This is a genomic window from Muribacter muris, assembly GCF_001038205.1.
GTDB lineage: Bacteria > Pseudomonadota > Gammaproteobacteria > Enterobacterales > Pasteurellaceae > Muribacter > Muribacter muris.
The window spans coordinates 1-20,324 of sequence record NZ_JWIZ01000022.1 but is presented as its reverse complement, the minus strand read 5'-3'; the positions used below and the strand labels follow the sequence as shown (position 1 = coordinate 20,324).

The 20,324-nt window shown below is 44.9% G+C and carries 22 protein-coding genes and 1 pseudogene; 18 read left to right on the top strand and 5 right to left on the bottom strand.

All coding sequences use genetic code 11. From position 1 onward, the window contains the following. Positions 1–246 precede the first annotated feature (246 nt). The 3 genes from RO21_RS03890 (at position 247) to pflA (ending at position 3,207) form a co-directional block, all read left to right on the top strand. Positions 247–1,521 carry a NupC/NupG family nucleoside CNT transporter gene (locus tag RO21_RS03890; RefSeq protein ID WP_047976486.1) on the top strand — a complete coding sequence of 425 codons (1,275 nt, stop codon included), beginning with the start codon at positions 247–249 and terminating at the stop codon, positions 1,519–1,521. 111 nt (positions 1,522–1,632) lie between these two features. Continuing rightward, complete coding sequence (gene deoC, locus RO21_RS03885) at positions 1,633–2,412, top strand: deoxyribose-phosphate aldolase (RefSeq protein ID WP_047976485.1); 780 nt, start codon at positions 1,633–1,635, stop codon at positions 2,410–2,412. A gap of 54 nt (positions 2,413–2,466) precedes the next feature. Continuing rightward, positions 2,467–3,207 carry a pyruvate formate lyase 1-activating protein gene (pflA, locus tag RO21_RS03880; RefSeq protein WP_047976484.1) on the top strand — a complete coding sequence of 247 codons (741 nt, stop codon included), beginning with the start codon at positions 2,467–2,469 and terminating at the stop codon, positions 3,205–3,207. A 57-nt stretch (positions 3,208–3,264) separates the two neighbouring features. Here pflA and RO21_RS03875 read toward each other — a convergent pair whose 3' ends face one another. The 3 genes from RO21_RS03875 to rsmI all read right to left on the bottom strand — a co-directional run bounded on the left by RO21_RS03875 (position 3,265) and on the right by rsmI (position 6,633). Then, positions 3,265–3,750 carry a Dps family protein gene (locus tag RO21_RS03875; RefSeq protein ID WP_047976483.1) on the bottom strand — a complete coding sequence of 162 codons (486 nt, stop codon included), beginning with the start codon at positions 3,748–3,750 and terminating at the stop codon, positions 3,265–3,267. A gap of 188 nt (positions 3,751–3,938) precedes the next feature. After that, positions 3,939–5,744: a monovalent cation:proton antiporter-2 (CPA2) family protein gene (locus tag RO21_RS03870; protein WP_047976482.1), complete on the bottom strand. Its 1,806-nt coding sequence runs from the start codon at positions 5,742–5,744 to the stop codon at positions 3,939–3,941. 19 nt (positions 5,745–5,763) lie between these two features. Then, the gene (gene rsmI, locus RO21_RS03865) at positions 5,764–6,633 is read right to left on the bottom strand and encodes a 16S rRNA (cytidine(1402)-2'-O)-methyltransferase (RefSeq protein WP_047976481.1); all 870 of its coding nucleotides are present in this window, start codon (positions 6,631–6,633) and stop codon (positions 5,764–5,766) included. Positions 6,634–6,724: 91 nt separating this feature from the next. Here rsmI and RO21_RS03860 point away from each other — a divergent pair, with 91 nt between their 5' ends. The 14 genes from RO21_RS03860 (at position 6,725) to RO21_RS13105 (ending at position 17,868) form a co-directional block, all read left to right on the top strand. Beyond that, on the top strand, positions 6,725–8,458 hold the full coding sequence (locus RO21_RS03860; RefSeq protein WP_047976480.1) for a penicillin-binding protein activator: 1,734 nt from the start codon (positions 6,725–6,727) through the stop codon (positions 8,456–8,458). Continuing rightward, positions 8,459–8,803, top strand: a complete 345-nt coding sequence (locus RO21_RS12765) for a YraN family protein (protein WP_047976479.1) — start codon at positions 8,459–8,461, stop codon at positions 8,801–8,803. It begins immediately after the preceding gene. Position 8,804: 1 nt separating this feature from the next. Continuing rightward, positions 8,805–9,395 (top strand): D-sedoheptulose-7-phosphate isomerase, encoded by a 591-nt coding sequence (locus RO21_RS03850; RefSeq protein ID WP_047976478.1) that lies wholly within the window; start codon positions 8,805–8,807, stop codon positions 9,393–9,395. Between the two features lie 16 nt (positions 9,396–9,411). Further along, positions 9,412–10,002 (top strand): division/outer membrane stress-associated lipid-binding lipoprotein, encoded by a 591-nt coding sequence (gene dolP / locus RO21_RS03845; protein WP_047976477.1) that lies wholly within the window; start codon positions 9,412–9,414, stop codon positions 10,000–10,002. Between the two features lie 173 nt (positions 10,003–10,175). Then, positions 10,176–10,979, top strand: coding sequence for a phospholipid ABC transporter ATP-binding protein MlaF (mlaF, locus tag RO21_RS03840; RefSeq protein ID WP_047976476.1), 804 nt, complete (start codon positions 10,176–10,178; stop codon positions 10,977–10,979). Beyond that, positions 10,972–11,748 (top strand): lipid asymmetry maintenance ABC transporter permease subunit MlaE, encoded by a 777-nt coding sequence (gene mlaE, locus RO21_RS03835; RefSeq protein ID WP_047976475.1) that lies wholly within the window; start codon positions 10,972–10,974, stop codon positions 11,746–11,748. Before mlaF ends, mlaE begins: the two co-directional genes overlap by 8 nt. 72 nt (positions 11,749–11,820) lie before the next feature. Beyond that, a complete protein-coding gene (mlaD, locus tag RO21_RS03830; RefSeq protein WP_047976474.1) occupies positions 11,821–12,330 on the top strand; it encodes an outer membrane lipid asymmetry maintenance protein MlaD in 510 nt (169 codons plus the stop codon). Positions 12,331–12,366: 36 nt separating this feature from the next. Then, a complete protein-coding gene (mlaC, locus tag RO21_RS03825) occupies positions 12,367–13,005 on the top strand; it encodes a phospholipid-binding protein MlaC (RefSeq protein WP_047976473.1) in 639 nt (212 codons plus the stop codon). Positions 13,006–13,015: 10 nt separating this feature from the next. After that, the gene (locus RO21_RS03820) at positions 13,016–13,375 is read left to right on the top strand and encodes an STAS domain-containing protein (RefSeq protein WP_047976472.1); all 360 of its coding nucleotides are present in this window, start codon (positions 13,016–13,018) and stop codon (positions 13,373–13,375) included. Then, entirely contained in the window at positions 13,356–13,613 is a 258-nt protein-coding gene (locus RO21_RS03815; RefSeq protein ID WP_047976523.1) for a BolA family protein, read from the top strand. Before RO21_RS03820 ends, RO21_RS03815 begins: the two co-directional genes overlap by 20 nt. A gap of 78 nt (positions 13,614–13,691) precedes the next feature. Continuing rightward, complete coding sequence (murA, locus tag RO21_RS03810; protein ID WP_047976471.1) at positions 13,692–14,966, top strand: UDP-N-acetylglucosamine 1-carboxyvinyltransferase; 1,275 nt, start codon at positions 13,692–13,694, stop codon at positions 14,964–14,966. A 248-nt stretch (positions 14,967–15,214) separates the two neighbouring features. Continuing rightward, positions 15,215–15,736, top strand: a complete 522-nt coding sequence (gene ccmE, locus RO21_RS03805) for a cytochrome c maturation protein CcmE (protein ID WP_047976470.1) — start codon at positions 15,215–15,217, stop codon at positions 15,734–15,736. Beyond that, positions 15,733–17,688, top strand: a complete 1,956-nt coding sequence (locus RO21_RS03800) for a heme lyase CcmF/NrfE family subunit (protein ID WP_047976469.1) — start codon at positions 15,733–15,735, stop codon at positions 17,686–17,688. The genes ccmE and RO21_RS03800 overlap by 4 nt, the downstream gene beginning before the upstream one ends. Positions 17,689–17,712: 24 nt before the next feature. Continuing rightward, positions 17,713–17,868: a DUF5363 domain-containing protein gene (locus tag RO21_RS13105; protein ID WP_162198519.1), complete on the top strand. Its 156-nt coding sequence runs from the start codon at positions 17,713–17,715 to the stop codon at positions 17,866–17,868. A 1,076-nt stretch (positions 17,869–18,944) separates the two neighbouring features. Here the strand turns inward: RO21_RS13105 and RO21_RS13735 are convergent. Further along, positions 18,945–19,073: an IS1/IS1595 family N-terminal zinc-binding domain-containing protein gene (locus RO21_RS13735; protein ID WP_420911984.1), complete on the bottom strand. Its 129-nt coding sequence runs from the start codon at positions 19,071–19,073 to the stop codon at positions 18,945–18,947. A gap of 273 nt (positions 19,074–19,346) precedes the next feature. On the opposite strand from RO21_RS13735, the gene RO21_RS03790 reads away from it, so the two are divergent. After that, entirely contained in the window at positions 19,347–20,033 is a 687-nt protein-coding gene (locus tag RO21_RS03790; RefSeq protein ID WP_047976467.1) for a GDSL-type esterase/lipase family protein, read from the top strand. 215 nt (positions 20,034–20,248) lie between these two features. Here the strand turns inward: RO21_RS03790 and RO21_RS12760 are convergent. Then, positions 20,249–20,324: pseudogene (locus RO21_RS12760) on the bottom strand (IS1595 family transposase); the annotation flags it as partial.

Genomic DNA, 20,324 nt, shown 5'->3' with positions numbered 1-20,324 from the left:
AAAACTCCGTTATCCTTTACAAAAAAGAAGATTAACTCCAAGAATAATCGGATTTTCATCTAAAGGCAATCAATCGGGCATAAAAGTGAGAACTAGATCAAATTTTTTTTATGTTAGGGCGAAACAATCCTGCCTATCGCAAAAAATTGAAGATTTTAGGCGAAAAAATCGGTATAGTATGGCGGATTTTTCCCTGCCGATTAAGGTGCAACTCATCGGCGCTTTTTTACTTTTTGAGGTTTTCCAATGGATACACTAATGAGCCTGTTTGGCATTGTTATTTTACTGTTGATTGCCTTTTTATTATCCAGTAATAAAAAAGCCATCAACTATCGTACGGTCATCGGCGCACTTGCCATTCAAATTGGTATGGGCGCTATTATTTTATATTGGGAACAGGGTCGTAAAGGCTTATTGGCAGCGGCGGAAGCGGTCAGCAAAGTGATCAACTACGGTAATGACGGGATCTCATTCCTATTCGGCGGCTTAGTCAGCGACAAGATGTTTGAAGTGTTCGGTGGCGGCGGTTTCGTGTTTGCGCTGCGTGTCTTACCGCCGATTATCTTCTTCTCGGCATTGATTTCGGTGCTGTACTATTTAGGCATTATGCAGTTTATTATCCGTATTTTAGGCGGTGCGTTACAAAAAGTATTAGGCACGTCCCGTTCGGAATCAATGTCTGCGGCGGCAAATATCTTCGTGGGTCAAACGGAAGCCCCGTTATTGGTTAAGCCTTACATCAAATCAATGACTAATTCCGAGCTGTTTGCGGTGATGTGCGGAGGCTTAGCCTCTGTTGCGGGTGCGGTAATGATCGGTTACTCACAAATGGGCGTACCGTTGCCATACTTAATTGCAGCGTCCTTTATGGCTGCACCGGGCGGTTTACTCTTTGCGAAAATTATCTATCCTCAAACGGAAAACACTAAAGATGAATTGAGCGAAGCAGATATGGAAGACAAACCGTCTAACGTAATCGAAGCAGCCGCGGTGGGTGCATTTTCCGGTATGCAATTAGCGATGAATGTAGGTGCGATGTTGCTAGCCTTTATTGCGTTAATTGCGATGTTAAACGGCTTTATCGGCTGGGCAGCAGGTTTAGCCGGCTTTGAAAATGTAACATTACAATCGTTACTCGGCTATATTTTCCAACCGCTTGCGTGGGCAATCGGTGTGCCGTGGGGCGAAGAAGCCCAAGTTGCCGGTTCATTGATTGGTCAAAAATTAGTGCTTAACGAATTTGTCGCCTATGTGGATTTCGTTAAATACCTTGCCCCTGAAACAACAGTGCAATTAAGCGAAAAAACCGTTGCAATCATCACCTTCGCCCTTTGCGGTTTTGCAAACTTCAGCTCAATTGCGATCTTAATCGGCGGATTAGGCGGAATGGCACCAAGCCGCCGCAGCGATGTTGCCCGTATGGGGATTAAAGCGGTTATCGCCGGGACATTATCTAACTTAATGAGTGCAGCCATTGCCGGTTTATTTATCGGGATTGGCGGTGCGGTAATGACAATGTAAACCGTATGCGTTCCAAGACACACCACAGATATCTGTGGTGTTGTCGTTTCTACTCGAACCGTTGCCATACAAGCGGTCGGTTCTGTCTCTATTTTTGCAAGGAGAAAACTAATGACACTCGTTCAAACTGCGCAACAAGCCCTCTCTTTGATGGACTTAACCACGCTCAATGATAATGATACCGATGAAAAAGTGATCGCACTCTGCCATCAAGCGAACACTGATTTTGGCACGCCAGCGGCGCTGTGCGTCTATCCCCGCTTTATTCCGATTGCCCGTAAAACCTTAAAACAACTGGGCATTGAGCTGGTCAAAATCGCCACCGTGACCAATTTTCCGCACGGTAACGAGGATATTGAGATTGCGCTGGCGGAAACAAAGGCGGCGGTGGCATACGGCGCAGATGAAGTGGACGTGGTTTTCCCTTACCGTGCGTTAATGGCGGGTAATGCCGAAGTCGGATTTGAGCTGGTGCGTCAATGTAAAGCGGTTTGCCAAGCGGCAAATGTGGTGTTGAAAGTGATCATTGAAAGTGGTGAACTGAAAACGCCGGCGCTTATTCGCCAAGCAAGTGAAATTGCCATTCAAGCGGGGGCGGATTTTATTAAAACCTCTACCGGCAAAGTTGCTGTGAATGCCACCCTTGAATCTGCGCAAGTGATGCTTGAAACTATTCGAGATTTAAAGGTAGCGGATAAGGTCGGCTTCAAAGCGGCGGGCGGCGTTAAAACTAGCGAAGAGGTGGCACAATATCTCGCTCTAGCGGCTGAGATCTTCGGGCAAGATTGGATCAATGCCGATCATTTCCGCTTCGGCGCATCCAGCCTGTTAGCCAATTTACTCGCGACATTAAACGGTGAACAAGCTAACCCAGATGTCCGCGGTTATTAACACGCGGTCGGATTCGCCCTTTATTTTGCAAAAAGCCATTGATTAAGGATAAATATGTCAGTTTTAGCAAGGTATCATTCTTACGAGTCCTGTGGCACGGTGGACGGCCCAGGTATTCGCTTTATTCTCTTTTTACAAGGCTGTTTAATGCGTTGTAAATACTGCCATAACCGAGACACTTGGGATCTGGAAGGTGGTAAAACCATTTCGGTGGAAGAGTTAATGAAAGAAGTGGTAACTTACAAGCATTTTATGCGGGCAACCGGCGGCGGTGTTACCGCGTCCGGCGGCGAAGCGGTGCTGCAAATGGAATTTGTGCGGGATTGGTTTCGAGCCTGCAAAGCGGAAGGTATCGACACTTGCTTAGATACGAATGGTTTTGTTCGTCATTACAATGAAGTCGTCGATGAAATGCTGGATGTAACCGATTTAGTGATGCTGGATTTAAAACAGCTCAACGAAGACATCCACAAGGATTTTATCGGCGTTTCCAACAAACGTACCCTTGATTTCGCCCTCTATCTGCAAAAACGCAACCAGCGGACGTGGATTCGCTATGTGGTAGTACCCGGTTATACAGATGCCGATGCGGACATTCACCTGCTCGGTCAATTTATTCAAGGAATGGAGAATATCGAAAAAGTAGAGCTATTGCCTTATCATCGACTAGGGGCACATAAGTGGAAAACCCTCGGCTTTGAATATGAGTTGGAAGACGTTTTACCGCCTTCCAAAGAATCCTTAGAACATATCAAAGGCATTATTGAAAGCTACGGGCATACGGTGAAATACTAGCAATAAAAAACCCTTTCTAATCGCTTAGAAAGGGTTAATTTTTCATTCAACTTTTAATTAGGCTTGGCACACGCCGCAGGTTGCTGCTGCTGAGAACATCCACACTAATTTTTCTTGCTCTTTGATGTAGTCGCTCATTTGAGATGCCGTTCCTTCATCATCAGCTTCACTCGCAAGGGCTAAGATTTCACGTTGCTGTTTTAGTAAGGTTTTAAACCCTTCCAATGTACCGGTTAAGCATTGTTGAGCAGAAGATACGCCTAAATCCTCTTTGATTAACGATGCATTCAGATACTGGCTGAAGCCATTTGCCGGTACGTGACCTAAGGTTAAAATACGCTCTGCGATTTCATCTACTTTTACTACTAGATCATTATAAATTTCTTCAAATTTTTCGTGTAATTCAAAGAAGCTCACGCCTTTAATATTCCAGTGGTAGCCGCGTACGTTGGTATAGAATACTTGATAGCTTGCTAATAGATTATTTAATTCTTTGGCGAGTTTTTCAGATGAATCAACACTTAAACCGATTGAATTAGTCATTTTGTTTCTCCTATGTTAATTTCAGTTGTTGTTTTAATAAACGGGGGCAGTATATACCTAAATATTCAAAACAGGAAATGGATATAAGTTATTCATTTGATAGAAAATGACTATCGGATAAATAAGATTAGTTAGCATTTACTCTTTTTGAAAAATGTGAATGACTTGCATTTCCTGTTATGCCCACATTAACGTTCTTTCTGCATAATTTGCTGAATTTCCAACATTGTTTCTTGGTCGTTTTCCAATGCAATTTTCAAAAATTCTTCCGTGCGGAATTTTTTACTTTCGGCATCGTAGGCTTCCGCCATTACTTTCACACTATGGCGATCACGGTAGAAATAGGCTTCGCCGATTTCTTCGACTAACGCTTGATCCAAACCCATTGCCCGTAATGCTTTTTTGCCGGTACGCAATGCCGAATCAAAGGTTTCACGTACTTGAATGTCCGCGCCCGCACGGAATAAATCAAAGACGTGCAAGCGGTCGTAAGCCCGTGCAATAATTTTGAGGTGCGGGTTCATTTTACGGGCTAATTCGACAATGTGCGTTGCCTGTGCTTTGTCATCAACTGCCACAATCAGCAGTTCCGCATTTTCAATGCCGGCTGCGTGTAGCAATTCAGGGCGGCTGGCATCACCGTAATAACTTTTAATCCCCCGTTTTTTCATTCCTTTAATCAGGGTTGCATCTTTATCAATCACTGTCGGGTGGCAGCCGGTCATCATCAGCAGGTGATTAACAATTTGCCCGTAACGCCCTAAGCCAATAATAATGGTTGGGTGCTGAGCATCAATATGGTCGGCTTCAAGCTCGCCTTGTTGCTTGCTCAAGCGAGGCACAATATATTTTTTATGCACAATCACGAAAAGCGGGGTAAGCACCATCGACAGCACAACAATCGCCGTCATATTGGCTTGCACCTCGGCGCTGATCACATTTTGGCTTGCGGCAGCGGCAAATAGCACGAAAGCAAACTCACCGCCTTGCGCCATAATAATCGCACGGTCAAGGGCATTAGCATTATTTTTACCCATAATCCGAGCGACACAGTAAATCCCCAGCCCTTTCACAAACATAAAGGCAAGCACGCCGGAAATAATCAGCCCCCAGTTCGCTATCACCACCGATAAATTGAGCGACATTCCAACCCCAAGGAAAAACAGCCCAAGCAGCAGTCCCCGAAACGGTTCAACATCGGCTTCAAGCTGATGGCGAAAGCTTGATTCAGAGAGTAGCACGCCGGCAACAAATGCGCCCATCGCCATTGATAAGCCGCCCATTTCCATCAACAATGCAGAACCGAGTACAACCAATAATGCGGCGGCGGTCATCACTTCACGGGTTTTGGTTTTGGCTAATATTTTAAATAACGGGTTTAACAACCAAAGCCCTGCGGCAACCAGTAATGCTAAGGAGATGCCCGCAATGCCAATCGTCTGCCAAACCGGCTGTGATGATGCCACAGTATTGGGGGAAAGAAAGGTAACCAACGCCAATAACGGTACAATTAACAGATCTTCAAATAGCAAAATCGACACTATCTGCTGCCCTCTCGGCGAGGTAATATCGCCCCTGTCGCTCAATTCCTGCATTACGATTGCCGTTGAGGTTAGCACAAAACCGGCGGCACTCACAAATGCGACTTTCCAATCAAACCCGTAAGCGACAGCAACGGCAGTTAATGCGGCAATACAGGTAAAAATTTGGAATGCGCCTAAGCAAAAAATGTGGTTGCGTAGCCCCCAAATATGCGAAGGCTTCATCTCCAGCCCGATAATAAACAGGAACATCACTACGCCCAGTTCGGCAATATGAATAATGCTGTCCGGATTGGTAAAAATGCCGAAGCCGAACGGCCCGATAACCAAGCCTGCCGCTAAATAGCCAAGAATCGACCCTAATCCGAGCCGTTTAAAAAGTGGCACGGCAATCACCGCCGCCCCAAGTAATGTTACTACGCTGACTAGGTAGTTTGCGCCTTCCGCTGCCATATTATCCCTCAATGTTGATTTAATGTTGCGTTTTAAAATGATCTAAACCGTACTGGTAAAGTGCGTTCTTTTTATCGCCGAACGTCTCAGCCACAATCGCTGCCGCTTTTTTCAACGGCAACTCTTTGTGTAGTAGGGTGAGCAATTTTATGCTTTGCGCCGATAGTGCCTCGTCAGTATGGCTTGCAACTTTCCCCTCTACCACCAGCACAATTTCGCCTTTAATGCGATGATGATCCTGCTCTAACCATTCAATCAAAGCCGGAAGTTCTGCGCCGTGAATGGTTTCCCACGTTTTAGTTAATTCGCGAGCCATTACAAGAAATCGGTCGCAAAAGACCGCTTGCATATCTCTTAAGGTCTCTAAAATACGGTGGGTGGATTCATAAAAAATCAGCGTGCGGCTTTCATCTTCGAGTGCTTTAAGGCGCTCTAGACGGGCTTTAGATTTTGCCGGCAAAAAGCCTTCAAAGCAAAAACGATCGGAAGCAATACCGGCACTACATAGTGCTGTAATCGCCGCACAAGCGCCCGGTATGGGAACGATTTTTACACCGGCTTGTCTAGCGTAACGCACTAAGTGGAAACCGGGGTCGCTGATTAACGGCGTACCGGCGTCGGAAATCAACGCAACACTTTGCCCCTGTTGTAATTTTTCGATCAGCGTATTTGCACGTTGTTGTTCATTATGATCGTGTAGGGCAAAAAACGGCTTTTTAATGCCGTAATGACTTAATAATAGCCCACTGTGGCGGGTGTCTTCGGCAGCGATCAGATCGACCTGCTCAAACGTTTGTAAAGCCCGTTGGGTAATATCGTCTAAATTTCCGATTGGTGTGGCAACAATATATAATGTGCCGAATTGTTCAGGCGAGTGTCCGTTTTTCATTTGATTTTCACTTGTTTGATAAGTAAGATCCGACTATTTCATTAAAGATAATGAAAAATCGCATCCCATTTTCTAAATATGGAGCAATAAAATGCCAACTATTTTATTACAAACTCGTCATTTTCGCCAAAAAATGAAAACTGTTTTTATCCCAACAGCCCTTGCACTGTTTCTTAGTGCGTGTGCAGGGAATAAAATCACCGAAACGCTCAAAAATGAAGCCTATGCAAATTCCGAGTTTTACATCAACAAAGCCGATCAAACCAAGAAAATTGAAGATCAACAAACCTACCGTTTGCTCGCTATCCGCAAATTGATTGATGAAAATAAAGTGGTTGAAGCGCAAAATACAATGGCGGATATTGATACCACTAAGCTGGACGAAGTTCAAAGTTTAGAGTATCAACTCTTAACCGCTCAACTGTTAGCACTCCAAGGCAATAATGCCCAAGCATTAGCTCAATTACAACGGTTGCCACAACCGCAATTAAGCCAATCGCAGTTACTGCGTGTATATCAAACCTACGCCCGTGTTGCCGAAAATCAGAATGATGTTATCGGTGCGGTGCGAGCCAGATCGTTAATGGATCGCTATTTAACCGATAATAAAGCCCGCCAGCAAAACAACGATCACGTTTGGGCAATGTTACGCAACGCTAATCGGGGAATGTTGGAAAAAGCCACCGCGGACGAAATCGGTTTAGCTGGTTGGTTGGCATTGGCAGTTACCTATAATCAAAATATGTCAAACCCGAGCGCCTTACCGCAGGCGATTCAATACTGGAAATCTCAATATCCAAATCATACGGCGGCCAACCTAATGCCGACCGAGCTGCAAAATGTTACCTCATTTCAGCAAACCCAACTCAGCCAAGTGGCACTCTTATTACCGTTAAGCGGTGAAGCCAAGATTTTAGGGGATATTATTAAACGTGGTTTTGATGATGCCAAAGGCACAAACCCGATCGCCGTGCAAACCTACGATACCGACACTGCACCAGTGGACGATTTACTTCTCCAAGCCAAATCCCAAGGAGTGCAAACGGTTATCGGACCGTTACTCAAACCGCGTGTCGATGCCTTATTGGGCAGCGCTCAAATTAACGACCTCAACGTCTTAGCCTTAAATGCCACCGCCAATGCCAGAGCCGTTGCGAGAGTGTGCTATTACGGATTATCGCCGGAAGCCGAAGCCCGCTCCGGTGCAGAGCGCTTATACCAAGATAACATTGCCCACGCCGTGTTACTTGTGCCGAGAGGCGATTTCGGGCAACGCTCCGCCGATGCGTTCGCTCAACGTTGGCGACAACTCACCAATAAAGATGCGGATATTCGTTATTATAACGAACCGCTTGAAAGTGTCGCCTCATTGCAAAATAACGGTCTAGCCAGCCAAAGCGGTATCTATATTTTAGGCACAAACAATCAACTATTAGAGATTAAGCAAGGGATCGACAACTCAACATTAGCCGGACAATTCCCACTTTATACCTCGTCCCGCAGTAATTCTCCAAATAACGGGGCAGAATTTCGTTTGACGATGGAAGGGGTAAAATTCAGTGAAATCCCACTGTTAGCCGATGCAGAATCCGCTGAATATAAAAATGCGGAAAGCCTTGCCGAAAGCGATTTTTCAATGATGCGCCTATACGCAATGGGATCGGATGCGTGGTCGATTGCCAATAAATTCAATGAGTTTCGTCAAATTCCGGGCTATAAAGTATCCGGTTTAACCGGCGTACTCAGTGCCGGTACAAATTGCAACATTGAACGCCAAATGACGTGGCTGCAATACCGTAACGGCTCAATCGTGAGCGCAAACTAAATGCGATCGCAAGGGGCGGTGTTTGAACAAAAAGCAAGAGCCTTTTTGGAAACAAAAGGACTTAGCTATGTCGCTCAAAACCAAGCCTTCAAATGCGGTGAATTGGATTTGGTAATGCAAGAGGGCAAAACTCTTGTGTTTGTAGAAGTCCGCCAACGCAAAAATACGCAATTCGGTTCAGCATTGGAAAGTATCAACGCCGCCAAACAACAAAAATGGCTGAAAGCGGCAAATTTATGGCTCTACGAACGTGGGCAGAGTTTAGATACCGCTGATTGTCGCTTTGATGTGGTAGTGTTTGAAGGCAATCAACCGCCCCTGTGGATAAAAAATTTTTTAGGCTGATATGTTAGAAAAAATTCGAGATCGGTTTAGCGAAAGTATTCAAATTCAAATTGCGGCAGCGGAACTCTTGCCGCAACGTTTGCAGCAAGCGGCAAACCGCCTTGTGAGCTGCTTATTACGGGGGAATAAAATTATTGTCTGCGGCGATGGTCGTTCCTATGCCAATGCGCAACTGTTAGTCAGCAATTTATTACACCGTTATGATCTTGCTAGACCGAGCCTTGCAGCACATTTACTGCATTTCGACAGTGTACTGGCGGGTTGCTTGAGCCAAGACAACGAAGCGGCCGAGATCTACAAAAAACAGTTGCAGGTCATCGCCAAAGAGGGCGATATTTTGGTGGCATTTTCGCCGTTTGGCAATGAACAAGCGGTGCTGAATGCGATAAATTCTGCAAATAATGAAAATTTGGAAATTTTGGCCTTTACCAGTAGCCGCAACGATCATACTAAAGGGCTATTGAGTGAAAACGATATTGAAATCGAGATGCCGTCTATCAATGAAATGCGGATTATTGAGGGGCATCAATTTTATGTAAATTTACTGTGTGAGCTGGTAGATAACCTACTGTTCAACCCAAACGCTCACTAAATCGGAGGAAACCGCTATGTCATCACGCTTAAAACATTTTACCCTCATTGGCACACTCACACTTAGCTGCCTTTTTCTACAAGGCTGCCTTGCCACTGCCGTCGTTGGCGGGGCGGCGGTCGCTGCCAAAGTTGCGACCGATCCTCGCACTGCCGGTCGCCAATTAGACGATGAAACCCTAGAGGAAAAAGTGGCTTATCAGTTAAATAAAGACGATCAAATCAAAGAGGAAGCCCGCATCAATGTCGTCTCCTACAATGGTAAAGTACTGCTCATCGGGCAAGCCCCAACCGAAATGGCAAAAGAGACGGCAAAAAGTATTGCCGCCGGCGTGGAGGGTGTGTCCACCGTTTATAACGAGATCCGCATCGGGCAAAAAATCGGCATCGGGCAAATCAGCCAAGACAGTTGGATCACCACCAAAGTTAAATCGCAACTTTTAGTCAATAGCCAAGTCAAAACCACCGAAGTCAAAGTCATCACCGAAAACGGCGAAGTATTTTTGATGGGCAATTTGTCTAACACCCAAGCAAATGCGACGGCAGAGGTTGCCCGCAATGTCAGAGGGGTGAATAAAGTAGTGAAAGTGATCACCTATGTACAATAGCTTGCAAGCGGTCGGTTACACCGTATTTGTTGCAAAACAAGCGAGTAATAAAGGCATATTCAGCCCGTATGCCTTTTTATTTGGATAATTTTTGTCAATTTATTTAAAAGGATTTGACATTGTTTAGCCGTTTAGCGATTATCCGAACCCTTTTTTAATAAGAGAAACGCAGAATGAGTCAAGCGCAAAATTTGGTCGAAATCCAACATCTCACCTTCAAACGGGGTGAGCGGGTGATTTACGATAATCTCAATCTGTCTGTCCAAAAAGGCAAAATTACTGCCATTATGGGCCCGTCAGGGATCGGCAAAACCACGCTCTTACGCTTAATCGGCGGACAAATTCTGCCGGAATCAGGCGATATTTTCTTTGACGGTCAAAATATCTGCACAGCCTCCAATAAAACCCTGTACCAACTTCGACAACGAATGGGAATGTTGTTTCAATCGGGGGCATTATTCACCGATCTCTCCACGTTTGATAATGTGGCATTTCCGTTACGGGAACATACCCGCTTACCCGAAGCCCTTATCCGCAAATTAGTATTAATGAAATTGGAAGCAGTCGGGCTGCGGGGTGCGGCAGATTTAATGCCGTCCGAGTTATCGGGCGGAATGGCACGCCGAGCGGCATTAGCACGGGCAATCGCCTTAGATCCCGATTTGATTATGTATGATGAGCCGTTTACCGGCCAAGATCCGATCAGTATGGGCGTGATTGTTGATTTAATCAAAAAATTAAACCAAACCTTAAACCTGACCTCTATTGTCGTATCCCACGATGTAACCGAAGTCTTGAGTATCGCCGACTATGCCTACATTGTGGCAGATAAACGGATTATTGCTGAAGGCACGCCGGCACAATTACAAGCCAGCCAAGATCCGCAAGTGGTGCAATTTTTAGCCGGCAAAGCAGACGGACCGGTGCGTTTCCACTATCCGGCAAAAGCCTACACGGAGGAATTATTTAATGATTAAGTTTATTTCTTCCCTGGGCAGCTCGGTGATCCGTACAGTGAGAGCATTCGGACGTGCCAGCTTTTTACTTTGGGGGGCTTTGGTTGGCAAACCGGAATGGCGTAAACATACGCCGCTGCTGATTAAGCAACTCCACGTTTTAGGCGTCCAATCGTTATTGATTATTATGCTCTCCGGCTTGTTTATCGGAATGGTGCTGGGCTTGCAATGCTATGTCGTCTTGGTGGACTTTTCCGCCGAAACGAGTTTAGGGCAGTTGGTTTCCCTCTCGCTGCTGCGTGAATTAGGGCCGGTAGTAACGGCACTGCTGTTCGCCGGACGTGCCGGATCGGCATTAACCGCCGAAATCGGCTTAATGAAAGCCACCGAGCAGCTCTCCAGCTTGGAAATGATGGCGGTTGATCCGCTACGCCGCGTGGTTGCGCCACGTTTTTGGGCGGGGGTCATTGCGATGCCGATCTTGGCTGTGATCTTTACCGCTATCGGTATTTGGGGCGGTTCGCTAGTCGGCGTGGATTGGAAAGGGGTGGACTCAGGCAGCTTTTGGTCGGTAATGCAAAATAGCGTTACACTGACCGATCTGCTGAACGGCTTTATCAAAAGCATTGTCTTTGCCTTTGCGGTAGTTTGGATTGCCTTATTTAACGGCTACGATGCGCTACCGACCTCCGAAGGCATTAGCCAAGCAACCACGCGCACCGTGGTACACGCATCGCTTACGGTACTGGGCTTAGATTTTATTTTGACTGCCATTATGTTCGGCGGTTAAACCACATTGGTAAAAAAATGGCATAATCAAACCGCTTGCATCGGTTGATTTTTATCAAATTTAAGGACAATTATGCGTCAATCAATTAAGTATGAATTTTGGGTCGGGCTGTTTGTACTGCTTGGCTTGGGGGCGTTAGTCTTTCTCGGCTTGCGTGTGGCAAACGTACAGGGCTTTTCTGCGGAAAAAACTTATCCCCTGTATGCAACTTTCGATAATATCGGCGGACTAAAAGTCCGTGCGCCGATTAAGGTCGGCGGGGTCGTGGTAGGCAGAGTAGCCAATATTGAGTTGGATACCAAAACCTATACCCCGAAAGTTACCTTAGCCGTCAATGAGGAATTTAATCAGATTCCCGACACCAGCTCGCTGTCGATTAAAACCTCCGGCTTACTTGGCGAACAATATATTGCATTGAATGTCGGCTTTACGATTGAAGGCGAAACAGAAATGCTAAAAGCAGGCGATACCTTTGCCGATACTAATTCTGCAATGGTGCTTGAAGATTTAATCGGTCAGTTTTTATACGGTGATAAAAAAGCTGACCAAACTAACGATACCGCTGAACCCAAAGCGGAATAAACACGTGGGTAATCCCCATCAACTTGGAGTGTTAAAATGATTAAAACCCTAAAAAAAATATTGATTGCCGGTGCGGTTGCACTATCAACATTAGTGGCAAACAATGCGTTTGCGAATACCAGCCCTTATGTGTTGATGCAACAAACGGCGGATAAATTGTTTGGCGATATTAAAGCCAGCCAAGCCAAAATTAAAAAAGATCCGAACTATTTACGGACTATCGTGCGTAACGATTTAATGCCGCATATTCACGTTAAATATGCCGGTCAATTAGTGTTAGGCAAAAACTTGTCAGCGGCGAGCGATGCACAACGTGAAGCCTTTTTCACGGCGTTCGGTCAATTTATTGAACAATCCTATGCGCAGGTTCTCACCCAATATAGCGATCAACAAGTGCAAATCGAATCGGAAAAACCCCTTGGCGATAAATCTATTGTGAGTATCCGTGTCAATGTGTTGCAATCCGGCAACGCTCAACCGATCAAACTGGATTTCAAATGGCGTAAAAACAGCCGTACCGGTGAATGGCAAGCCTACGATATGGCAGCGGAAGGGGTGAGTATGGTCGCAACCAAACAAAACGAGTGGAGTGGCGTATTACGTCAAAAAGGCATTGATGCTTTAACCGCACAGGTTGCGCAATCTGCCAAACAACCGATCACATTGAGCAAATAATAACACTGTTATGAATGCAAAAAGTCCATTAAAATGGGACATTCAGCAAAATAACGAAAGCCTGATGGTACAGTTATCCGGCGAACTGACACGGGACACGTTGCTTCCACTTTGGAAGCAACGTGCTTCTTTTTTATCGCCGAAAGCCAATCAGCATATCTATTGGGATCTCAAATCACTCACCCAAATAGATTCTTCCGGCTTTACTTTATTGGCTGAATTACTCAACCACTATCAAAAGCAGAATTGCAATAGCGTCATTAACCCGCCCGATACGGTCAAAAATTTAGCGGCGCTCTTTGGGTTATCCGCTTGGTTTTCCCCTTTTTTATACAGAGAATGTTACAATGATCGAACCGAAACAAATTGAAGAAATCCTCAAAAATGCCCTCACCCTTGATGAAGTGTATGTGCAAGGTGAAGGCTCACACTACGGCGTAATCGCCGTGAGCGATCAATTCGCCAGCCTCTCAAAAGTGAAGCAGCAGCAAATGATCTATGCACCGCTCACAGAGCTATTTGCCTCCAATGCTATTCACGCATTAACGATCAAAACCTTCACTACTGAACAGTGGAAACGAGAACGTCTATTAAATATGCCGGGTTAATCGTCAAGTCGTTTTGCAGATTTTTGCCTGTAACCGACCGCTTACCGCCCGTCTCTCGTGTTAATTTAAGGACTTAATATGGAAAAATTTCGTGTTCACGGCCCCGTTAGCCTAAACGGGACAGTTGATATTTCAGGGGCAAAGAATGCCGCACTGCCTATTTTATTTGCCGCTATCTTAGCGGAACAGCCGGTAACCCTCACCAATGTGCCGGATCTGAAAGATGTCGAAACCACCTTTAAAATTTTGCGCAAATTAGGGGTGATTGTTGAACGTGATGCTCAAGGCGCAGTGCAAATTGACGCCGGCGGCATCGATCATTATGTTGCCCCTTATGAATTGGTTAAAACAATGCGTGCCTCTATTTGGGCATTAGCGCCGTTACTGACTCGCTTTCACCAAGGGCAAGTTTCGCTTCCCGGCGGTTGTACTATCGGCGCTAGACCGGTCGATATGCACATTGCCGGTCTTGAAAAAATGGGCGCAACAATCACCTTAGACGAAGGTTATGTGAAAGCGGAAGTAAACGGACGCTTAAAAGGTGCAAGAGTCTTGATGGATAAAGTCAGTGTCGGCGCAACGCTCTCGGTAATGATGGCGGCGACCCTCGCGCAAGGCACGACAGTGATTGAAAACGCTGCCCGTGAACCGGAAGTCGTGGATACAGCGGTTTTCCTTAACAAAATGGGCGCAAAAATCAGCGGCGCAGGCTCGGATATGATTACCATTGAAGGCGTAGAACGTCTTGCGGGTTGCGAGCATCACATCGTACCAGATCGCATCGAAACCGGCACATTCTTAGTCGCAGCAGCGATTTCCGGCGGGCGTATTACCTGTCGTGGCACAAAAGCCGATACCCTTGATGCCGTGATTGAAAAACTACGTGAAGCAGGAATGCAGGTAGAGGTAAGTGAAGATACAATCACCCTTGATTCGCACGGTTTACGCCCTAAAGCCGTCAATATCCGTACAATGCCTCACCCCGGCTTTCCAACGGATATGCAGGCACAGTTTACCCTGCTCAACGTGGTGGCAAACGGCACAAGCAAAATTACCGAAACAATTTTTGAAAACCGCTTTATGCACATTCCGGAGCTAATCAGAATGGGCGCAAAGGCGGAAATCGAAGGTCATACCGCCATCTGCCACGGGGTAGAAAAACTCTCCGGCGCACAAGTGATGGCAACGGATTTGCGTGCGTCTATCAGTTTGGTACTTGCCGGCTGTATTGCCAATGGAGAAACGATCGTTGATCGTATCTACCATATCGACCGAGGCTATGAGCATATTGAAGAGAAATTGCGTGGTATCGGGGCAAACATTGAACGCTTTAACGAAGCAAACGAAGAATAATACCGATAAACGATGAACAAATATCAAAGGGGCTTAACGCCCCTTTATTTTTACCCCTGTTAGATCAAAACCGAACGGAATAATTGACGCTTTTTATCGGTTTTTTTGATAGGATAGCGGCGATTTTAGTTTATTTTTCAGTGGTACATTGATCCGGCAAGTCGGCTTACAAGCGGTTGGTTTTGGCATCTTTTTTGCAAATCCATCGGCAAAGTCGCTCGGTTATCATCTTTCGGAGTGTTTTACTTATGAACCCAAGACGCAAATCCCGCTTAAAAGTGGTGTTATCTGTACTCAGCGGTGTCGCGGTTGCCGCCGGTTTGACCCTTTATGCCCTCAGCCAAAATATCGACCTTTTTTATACCCCGTCCGAAATTATTTACGGCAAAAATAACGATCCGAAAACAAAGCCTGAAGTGGGGCAACGTATCCGTGTAGGCGGAATGGTGGTGGATGGCTCGGTTAAACGGGACAATAAAACCCTCAAAGTCAATTTTGGCTTAAACGATATCGGACCGGCGATCGAAGTGGAATTTGAGGGCATTTTGCCGGATTTATTCCGTGAAGGGCAGGGCATTGTGGCACAAGGTACATTGATTGAGCCGACCAAACTGAAAGCTACCGAAGTGCTAGCAAAACACGATGAAAACTATATGCCGCCGGAGCTGGATGATCAGATGAAAAAACAGCATCAGCCAATGGGTATTTCCGCTAACGATTTAAAAGGTGAGTCCGAACGGGATCGCTATCAACGGGGAGAACAAAAATGATTGCCGAATTAGGTAATTACGCACTCGCTGTCAGCTTGGCGTTGTCAATTTTATTGGCGATCCTACCGCTTGTCGGCGCAGAAAAAGGCAATGCCTCCCTCATCGCACTTGCCCGCCCGATGACGTGGGCGCTTTTCCTTGCCTTGAGCGTTTCCTTTGGCGCACTGTTCTATCTGTTCGCCGTCAATGATTTTACCGTACAATATGTGGTGAATAATTCCAACAGCCTGCTGCCGATTGAGTATCGCTTGTCCGCCGTGTGGGGTTCACACGAAGGCTCTCTATTACTCTGGATTTGGCTGCTTTCCTTGTGGAGCGTCGCCGTCGCGCTCTTTAGCCGCCAAATGCCGGAAGATGCGGTAGCAAGGGTTTTAGGCATTATGGGGTTAGTGAGCATTGGCTTTTTAGTGTTTATTCTGTTTACTTCCAACCCGTTTGACCGTACTTTCCCGAATTTTCCGGTCGATGGGCGCGAGCTTAACCCGATGTTGCAAGATGTGGGGCTGATTTTCCACCCGCCGCTACTCTATATGGGCTATGTCGGCTTTTCGGTGGCATTTGCCTTTGCTATCGCGTCCTTAATGACCGGCAGATTGGACACAGCGTGGGCAAGATGGTCGCGCCCTTGGACAATGGCGGCTTGGGTCTTTCTCACTTTGGGGATTGTACTCGGCTCGTGGTGGGCGTACTACGAGCTTGGCTGGGGCGGCTGGTGGTTTTGGGATCCCGTCGAAAACGCCTCGCTAATGCCTTGGTTAGCCGGGACGGCACTGATTCACTCATTGGCGGTTACGGAAAAACGCAGCACATTTAAAGCGTGGACAGTCTTACTGGCAATTTTAGCCTTTTCCCTCTGTTTGCTCGGCACCTTCCTCGTACGGTCAGGGATTTTAGTCTCGGTACACGCTTTCGCGTCAGACCCGACCCGAGGCTTATATATTCTTGCCTATTTAGTTTTAGTGATCGGCGGCTCACTGCTTCTTTATGCCTATCAAGGCAGCAAAATCAAAAGTTTGGATAACTCGGAACGTTACTCCCGAGAATCAATGCTGCTACTCAACAATATTCTACTGATGGCATTTTTATCGGTGGTTTTTCTAGGGACAATCTTACCGCTAATTCATAAGCAAATCGGCTTAGGTTCTATTTCAATCGGCGCACCGTTTTTCGACCAAATGTTTATGAGCCTGATGATTCCGTTTTCATTATTACTGGGTATCGGGCCACTGGTCAAATGGCGGCGGGATCAGGTTTCCGCTATTCGTCTGCCGGTTATTATCGCTCTAATACTGATGACGGTGCTTGGCTTTGGGTTGCCTTACCTGTTCGGTAATCACATCACCCTCAGTGCCGTATTAGGCACGATGATGGCACTGATTATCCTACTACTAAGCCTCTACGAACTGCATCAGCGGGCAACTCACCGCCATTCGTTTTTAGTCGGCATCTTTAAACTCCCCCGCTCGCACTGGGGAATGGTACTCGCTCATTTAGGCGTCGCAATGACGGTCTTTGGCATCGCTTTTAGCCAAAACTTCAGCATTGAGAAAGATGTCAGAATGAACGTAGGCGATAGCGTCAATATCCTAGATTACCAATTTACCTTTAAAGGCATCAGAGATAGCAACGGCGCAAACTACATTGGCGGCACGGCAGACATTGAAATTCATCGCAACGGTGAATACGAAGCGACACTGCACGCCGAAAAACGTTTCTATAATGTCAGCAAAATGGGAATGACCGAAGCTGCAATTGATTGGGGCTTTACCCGTGATCTCTATGCCGCCCTCGGTGAAAGATTGGAAGACGGCTCTTGGGGCGTGCGGTTATACTATAAGCCGTTTATCCGCTGGATTTGGCTGGGCGGTGTCTTTATGGCACTTGGCGGCCTACTCTGTATGCTAGACAAACGTTACCGTCTCAAAACCACAAAACCCAATATGGCTCAATAATCATCTGTGCTAGGAGAAAAGGCAATGACAGAACAACCAAAATCGTTTTTTCGTAAACTGATGGATAAATATAACGCCCTCTGTAAAGATCTCGGCGTAGAACAAGGGGCGTGCCGTGGCTGCGTCCCGGTAGTAAAATTTGATCCGGAACGCAAAAAAGACGAACCGCCGAAAGCGTAGCCATAAGTAACAATCTACCCTGTAATGGTCTAATTTCCTACAATATTTAAAAGACATATTGGTAAACTTGTCTAAAAATAAAAGGCGGTACTCAACCGTTGGACACTCTAATATTTAGGTATCCGTACTGCTATTACGCCTGAACCAATGGAAAATCCAACATCTGTGGGCAAAGAGCAAGCAATTATACAGCGGCAATATCCAGCAAAAAAGTTTCCTCCCGATGATCTTTCATCCTCTCAGTAGTTAGCACGTTATTTAACGCTATATCGTGCTACGATTTACCATTGACGGATGCCTTTAGAGCTCCTTGCCCCACTGGAAGTATGGAAACGAAGGCGATTGAATTTGAGGCAAATCTTGCACATCAACGCTACCTTCTTCCCCTAACCAGATTTAGTTTGAGAATATCACCTATATTGCTACAGAGGCAGGCTTTACTTAGAGGTAGTCATTGACCACTTTTCCCTCCAAGTGGTCAATGGGTCGTACTCAACTAAACCGAATAAAAAATCATCAACCTGCTTGCTGGTATTTAACAGATAACACATCCAAAATAAGGTAGGGAAATGCACTTATAATAGGATAAGCGAAGATAAAATTCATTTTTTGTACTATGCTTTAATGCCCTTATCATCGTTTTTAATTCTCTTCTGCATGAGATTTATGTTGTTTTCTCAGCTTTCTTATGACCATTGAGGCTAAATGAAATTAGAACATCTGTATCGGTGTATTAAAAAGGGCTTTCCCATAACAGGTAACCAATTGAAGCATATAGCCTTTCTCTCTTAGCTTATTCAGTGCCCTTTTATAAATGTTTTTTTCTGTTTTGACGATTTGATGATAAACCACTTTGGTTGAGAGACTGTCGATAAAAACCATTACACCAAAATCACGATGAAAAAAGGTGGTATCGATAATAAGAATGAGAGATTTATTTTGTGGGGAATTTAATAAAGATTTAGGAACTTTTGCTAAATATCGGCGGATTGTTCAAGGGGAACAATGATATTTATCTGCCCATTGTTGATGGGTTTGTTTTCCCATCGAATAATCAAGCCAAATCCGGCTGGCATTTAATTTGCGAGGAAGGTAAAAGTTTTATTACAGTTCGGGCATTTATAACTCTGAAGGTTATTTTGAGTGCCATACTTGTGGATTGGGGAATATTGACAATGTAGACACGTTTTTTGTTCATTTTTCAAAAAGATGGCTTAAATCCTTGTACTATAAGGCGTTAAGTCATCTTTTCCCAACTATTTTGCCCTATATGCCAAAATATATCCATTATCATTTCCCCATAGCCGGCAGCAAGACTGACTCTCTTATTAATTCCCCACTATATTTCTCTCTATTCCTATTTTAATTTGAAAGTTTTACCTAGAGACCTTTTTATTCGGTACAAAAAAGAGCTGACATTCCACGAATGGAGCTCAATACTATTTTCGCTTCTACATCAACTAACCCCGGAGCTTTCTATGAAAAAATTATTATCTTTATCTCTACTCTTAGCACTATCAGCTTGTAATAGCCCAAATACGCCTTCTCCTCTAAATACTGATTCACCGGCAAAACATTCTAATTATTACTACCAACGAGAGAGTTTATTCCAACAATTGCCTACTTCAAACAAGGATATTATTTTCTTAGGCGATAGTATTTCAGATGGCAATGAATGGTTTGAACTTTACCAAAACCCGTATTATAAAAATCGAGGTATTAGCGGAGATACTACGCAAGGCATTTTGGATAGGCTAGAGACAATAACACGGGGTAAACCGCAGAAAATATTTTTATTGATAGGTATTAATGATTTAGGACGAGGAGGTAAAATTGAAGATGTACTTAAAAATTTAGAGGCTATATCACTGAAAATAAAGCAGGACTCTCCTAAAACTAGCTTATACATTCAAAGTCTGTTACCGGTTTCTAACGAATTAAAATTATTTCCCGGACATACGGCTCTTTGGGAACAAATTCCGACATTTAATAAGCAAATTCAAAGTATTGCTGAAAAAATGGGAAATACTTATATTGATATTTACACCCCATTTGTTGATATCAATACGAAAAAGCTGAATCTTCAATATAGTAACGATGGGCTACATTTATTAGGAGCAGGTTACTTGCGTTGGCAAGAAATTATCAAACCTTATCTTAAATAAAAAAGATTTGTGCTCTACTGGAAAATTTCCTTAACCGTCTGACTAGAGCATTTTTTGCTTATATTGTAATGATACAAGCGGTTGCCTTTGCCTGAATTTATGTAAAAATTCCTCTAATAAAAGAGGGAAAATTTTCGGGATTATATCGTCATAAAATAGCAATAGGGACGCCACTCTGGCGTCCCTTGTATATCTAAAGGGGCTGTACTAGATAACTAGAATAAATTCTGCTTTACTAATTGTTTTAAAATGGAAAATTGAACTTTTATTTCACTGTGGTTAAAACGCCAT

Bases quoted from the DNA above. Each gene is read 5' to 3' on its own strand.
- RO21_RS03890 (WP_047976486.1), top strand. From the start codon at position 247: ATGGATACACTAATGAGCCTGTTTGGCATTGTTATTTTACTGTTGATT.
- deoC (WP_047976485.1), top strand. From the start codon at position 1,633: ATGACACTCGTTCAAACTGCGCAACAAGCCCTCTCTTTGATGGACTTA.
- pflA (WP_047976484.1), top strand. From the start codon at position 2,467: ATGTCAGTTTTAGCAAGGTATCATTCTTACGAGTCCTGTGGCACGGTG.
- RO21_RS03875 (WP_047976483.1), bottom strand. From the start codon at position 3,750: ATGACTAATTCAATCGGTTTAAGTGTTGATTCATCTGAAAAACTCGCC.
- RO21_RS03870 (WP_047976482.1), bottom strand. From the start codon at position 5,744: ATGGCAGCGGAAGGCGCAAACTACCTAGTCAGCGTAGTAACATTACTT.
- rsmI (WP_047976481.1), bottom strand. From the start codon at position 6,633: ATGAAAAACGGACACTCGCCTGAACAATTCGGCACATTATATATTGTT.
- RO21_RS03860 (WP_047976480.1), top strand. From the start codon at position 6,725: ATGCCAACTATTTTATTACAAACTCGTCATTTTCGCCAAAAAATGAAA.
- RO21_RS12765 (WP_047976479.1), top strand. From the start codon at position 8,459: ATGCGATCGCAAGGGGCGGTGTTTGAACAAAAAGCAAGAGCCTTTTTG.
- RO21_RS03850 (WP_047976478.1), top strand. From the start codon at position 8,805: ATGTTAGAAAAAATTCGAGATCGGTTTAGCGAAAGTATTCAAATTCAA.
- dolP (WP_047976477.1), top strand. From the start codon at position 9,412: ATGTCATCACGCTTAAAACATTTTACCCTCATTGGCACACTCACACTT.
- mlaF (WP_047976476.1), top strand. From the start codon at position 10,176: ATGAGTCAAGCGCAAAATTTGGTCGAAATCCAACATCTCACCTTCAAA.
- mlaE (WP_047976475.1), top strand. From the start codon at position 10,972: ATGATTAAGTTTATTTCTTCCCTGGGCAGCTCGGTGATCCGTACAGTG.
- mlaD (WP_047976474.1), top strand. From the start codon at position 11,821: ATGCGTCAATCAATTAAGTATGAATTTTGGGTCGGGCTGTTTGTACTG.
- mlaC (WP_047976473.1), top strand. From the start codon at position 12,367: ATGATTAAAACCCTAAAAAAAATATTGATTGCCGGTGCGGTTGCACTA.
- RO21_RS03820 (WP_047976472.1), top strand. From the start codon at position 13,016: ATGAATGCAAAAAGTCCATTAAAATGGGACATTCAGCAAAATAACGAA.
- murA (WP_047976471.1), top strand. From the start codon at position 13,692: ATGGAAAAATTTCGTGTTCACGGCCCCGTTAGCCTAAACGGGACAGTT.
- ccmE (WP_047976470.1), top strand. From the start codon at position 15,215: ATGAACCCAAGACGCAAATCCCGCTTAAAAGTGGTGTTATCTGTACTC.
- RO21_RS03800 (WP_047976469.1), top strand. From the start codon at position 15,733: ATGATTGCCGAATTAGGTAATTACGCACTCGCTGTCAGCTTGGCGTTG.
- RO21_RS13105 (WP_162198519.1), top strand. From the start codon at position 17,713: ATGACAGAACAACCAAAATCGTTTTTTCGTAAACTGATGGATAAATAT.
- RO21_RS03790 (WP_047976467.1), top strand. From the start codon at position 19,347: ATGAAAAAATTATTATCTTTATCTCTACTCTTAGCACTATCAGCTTGT.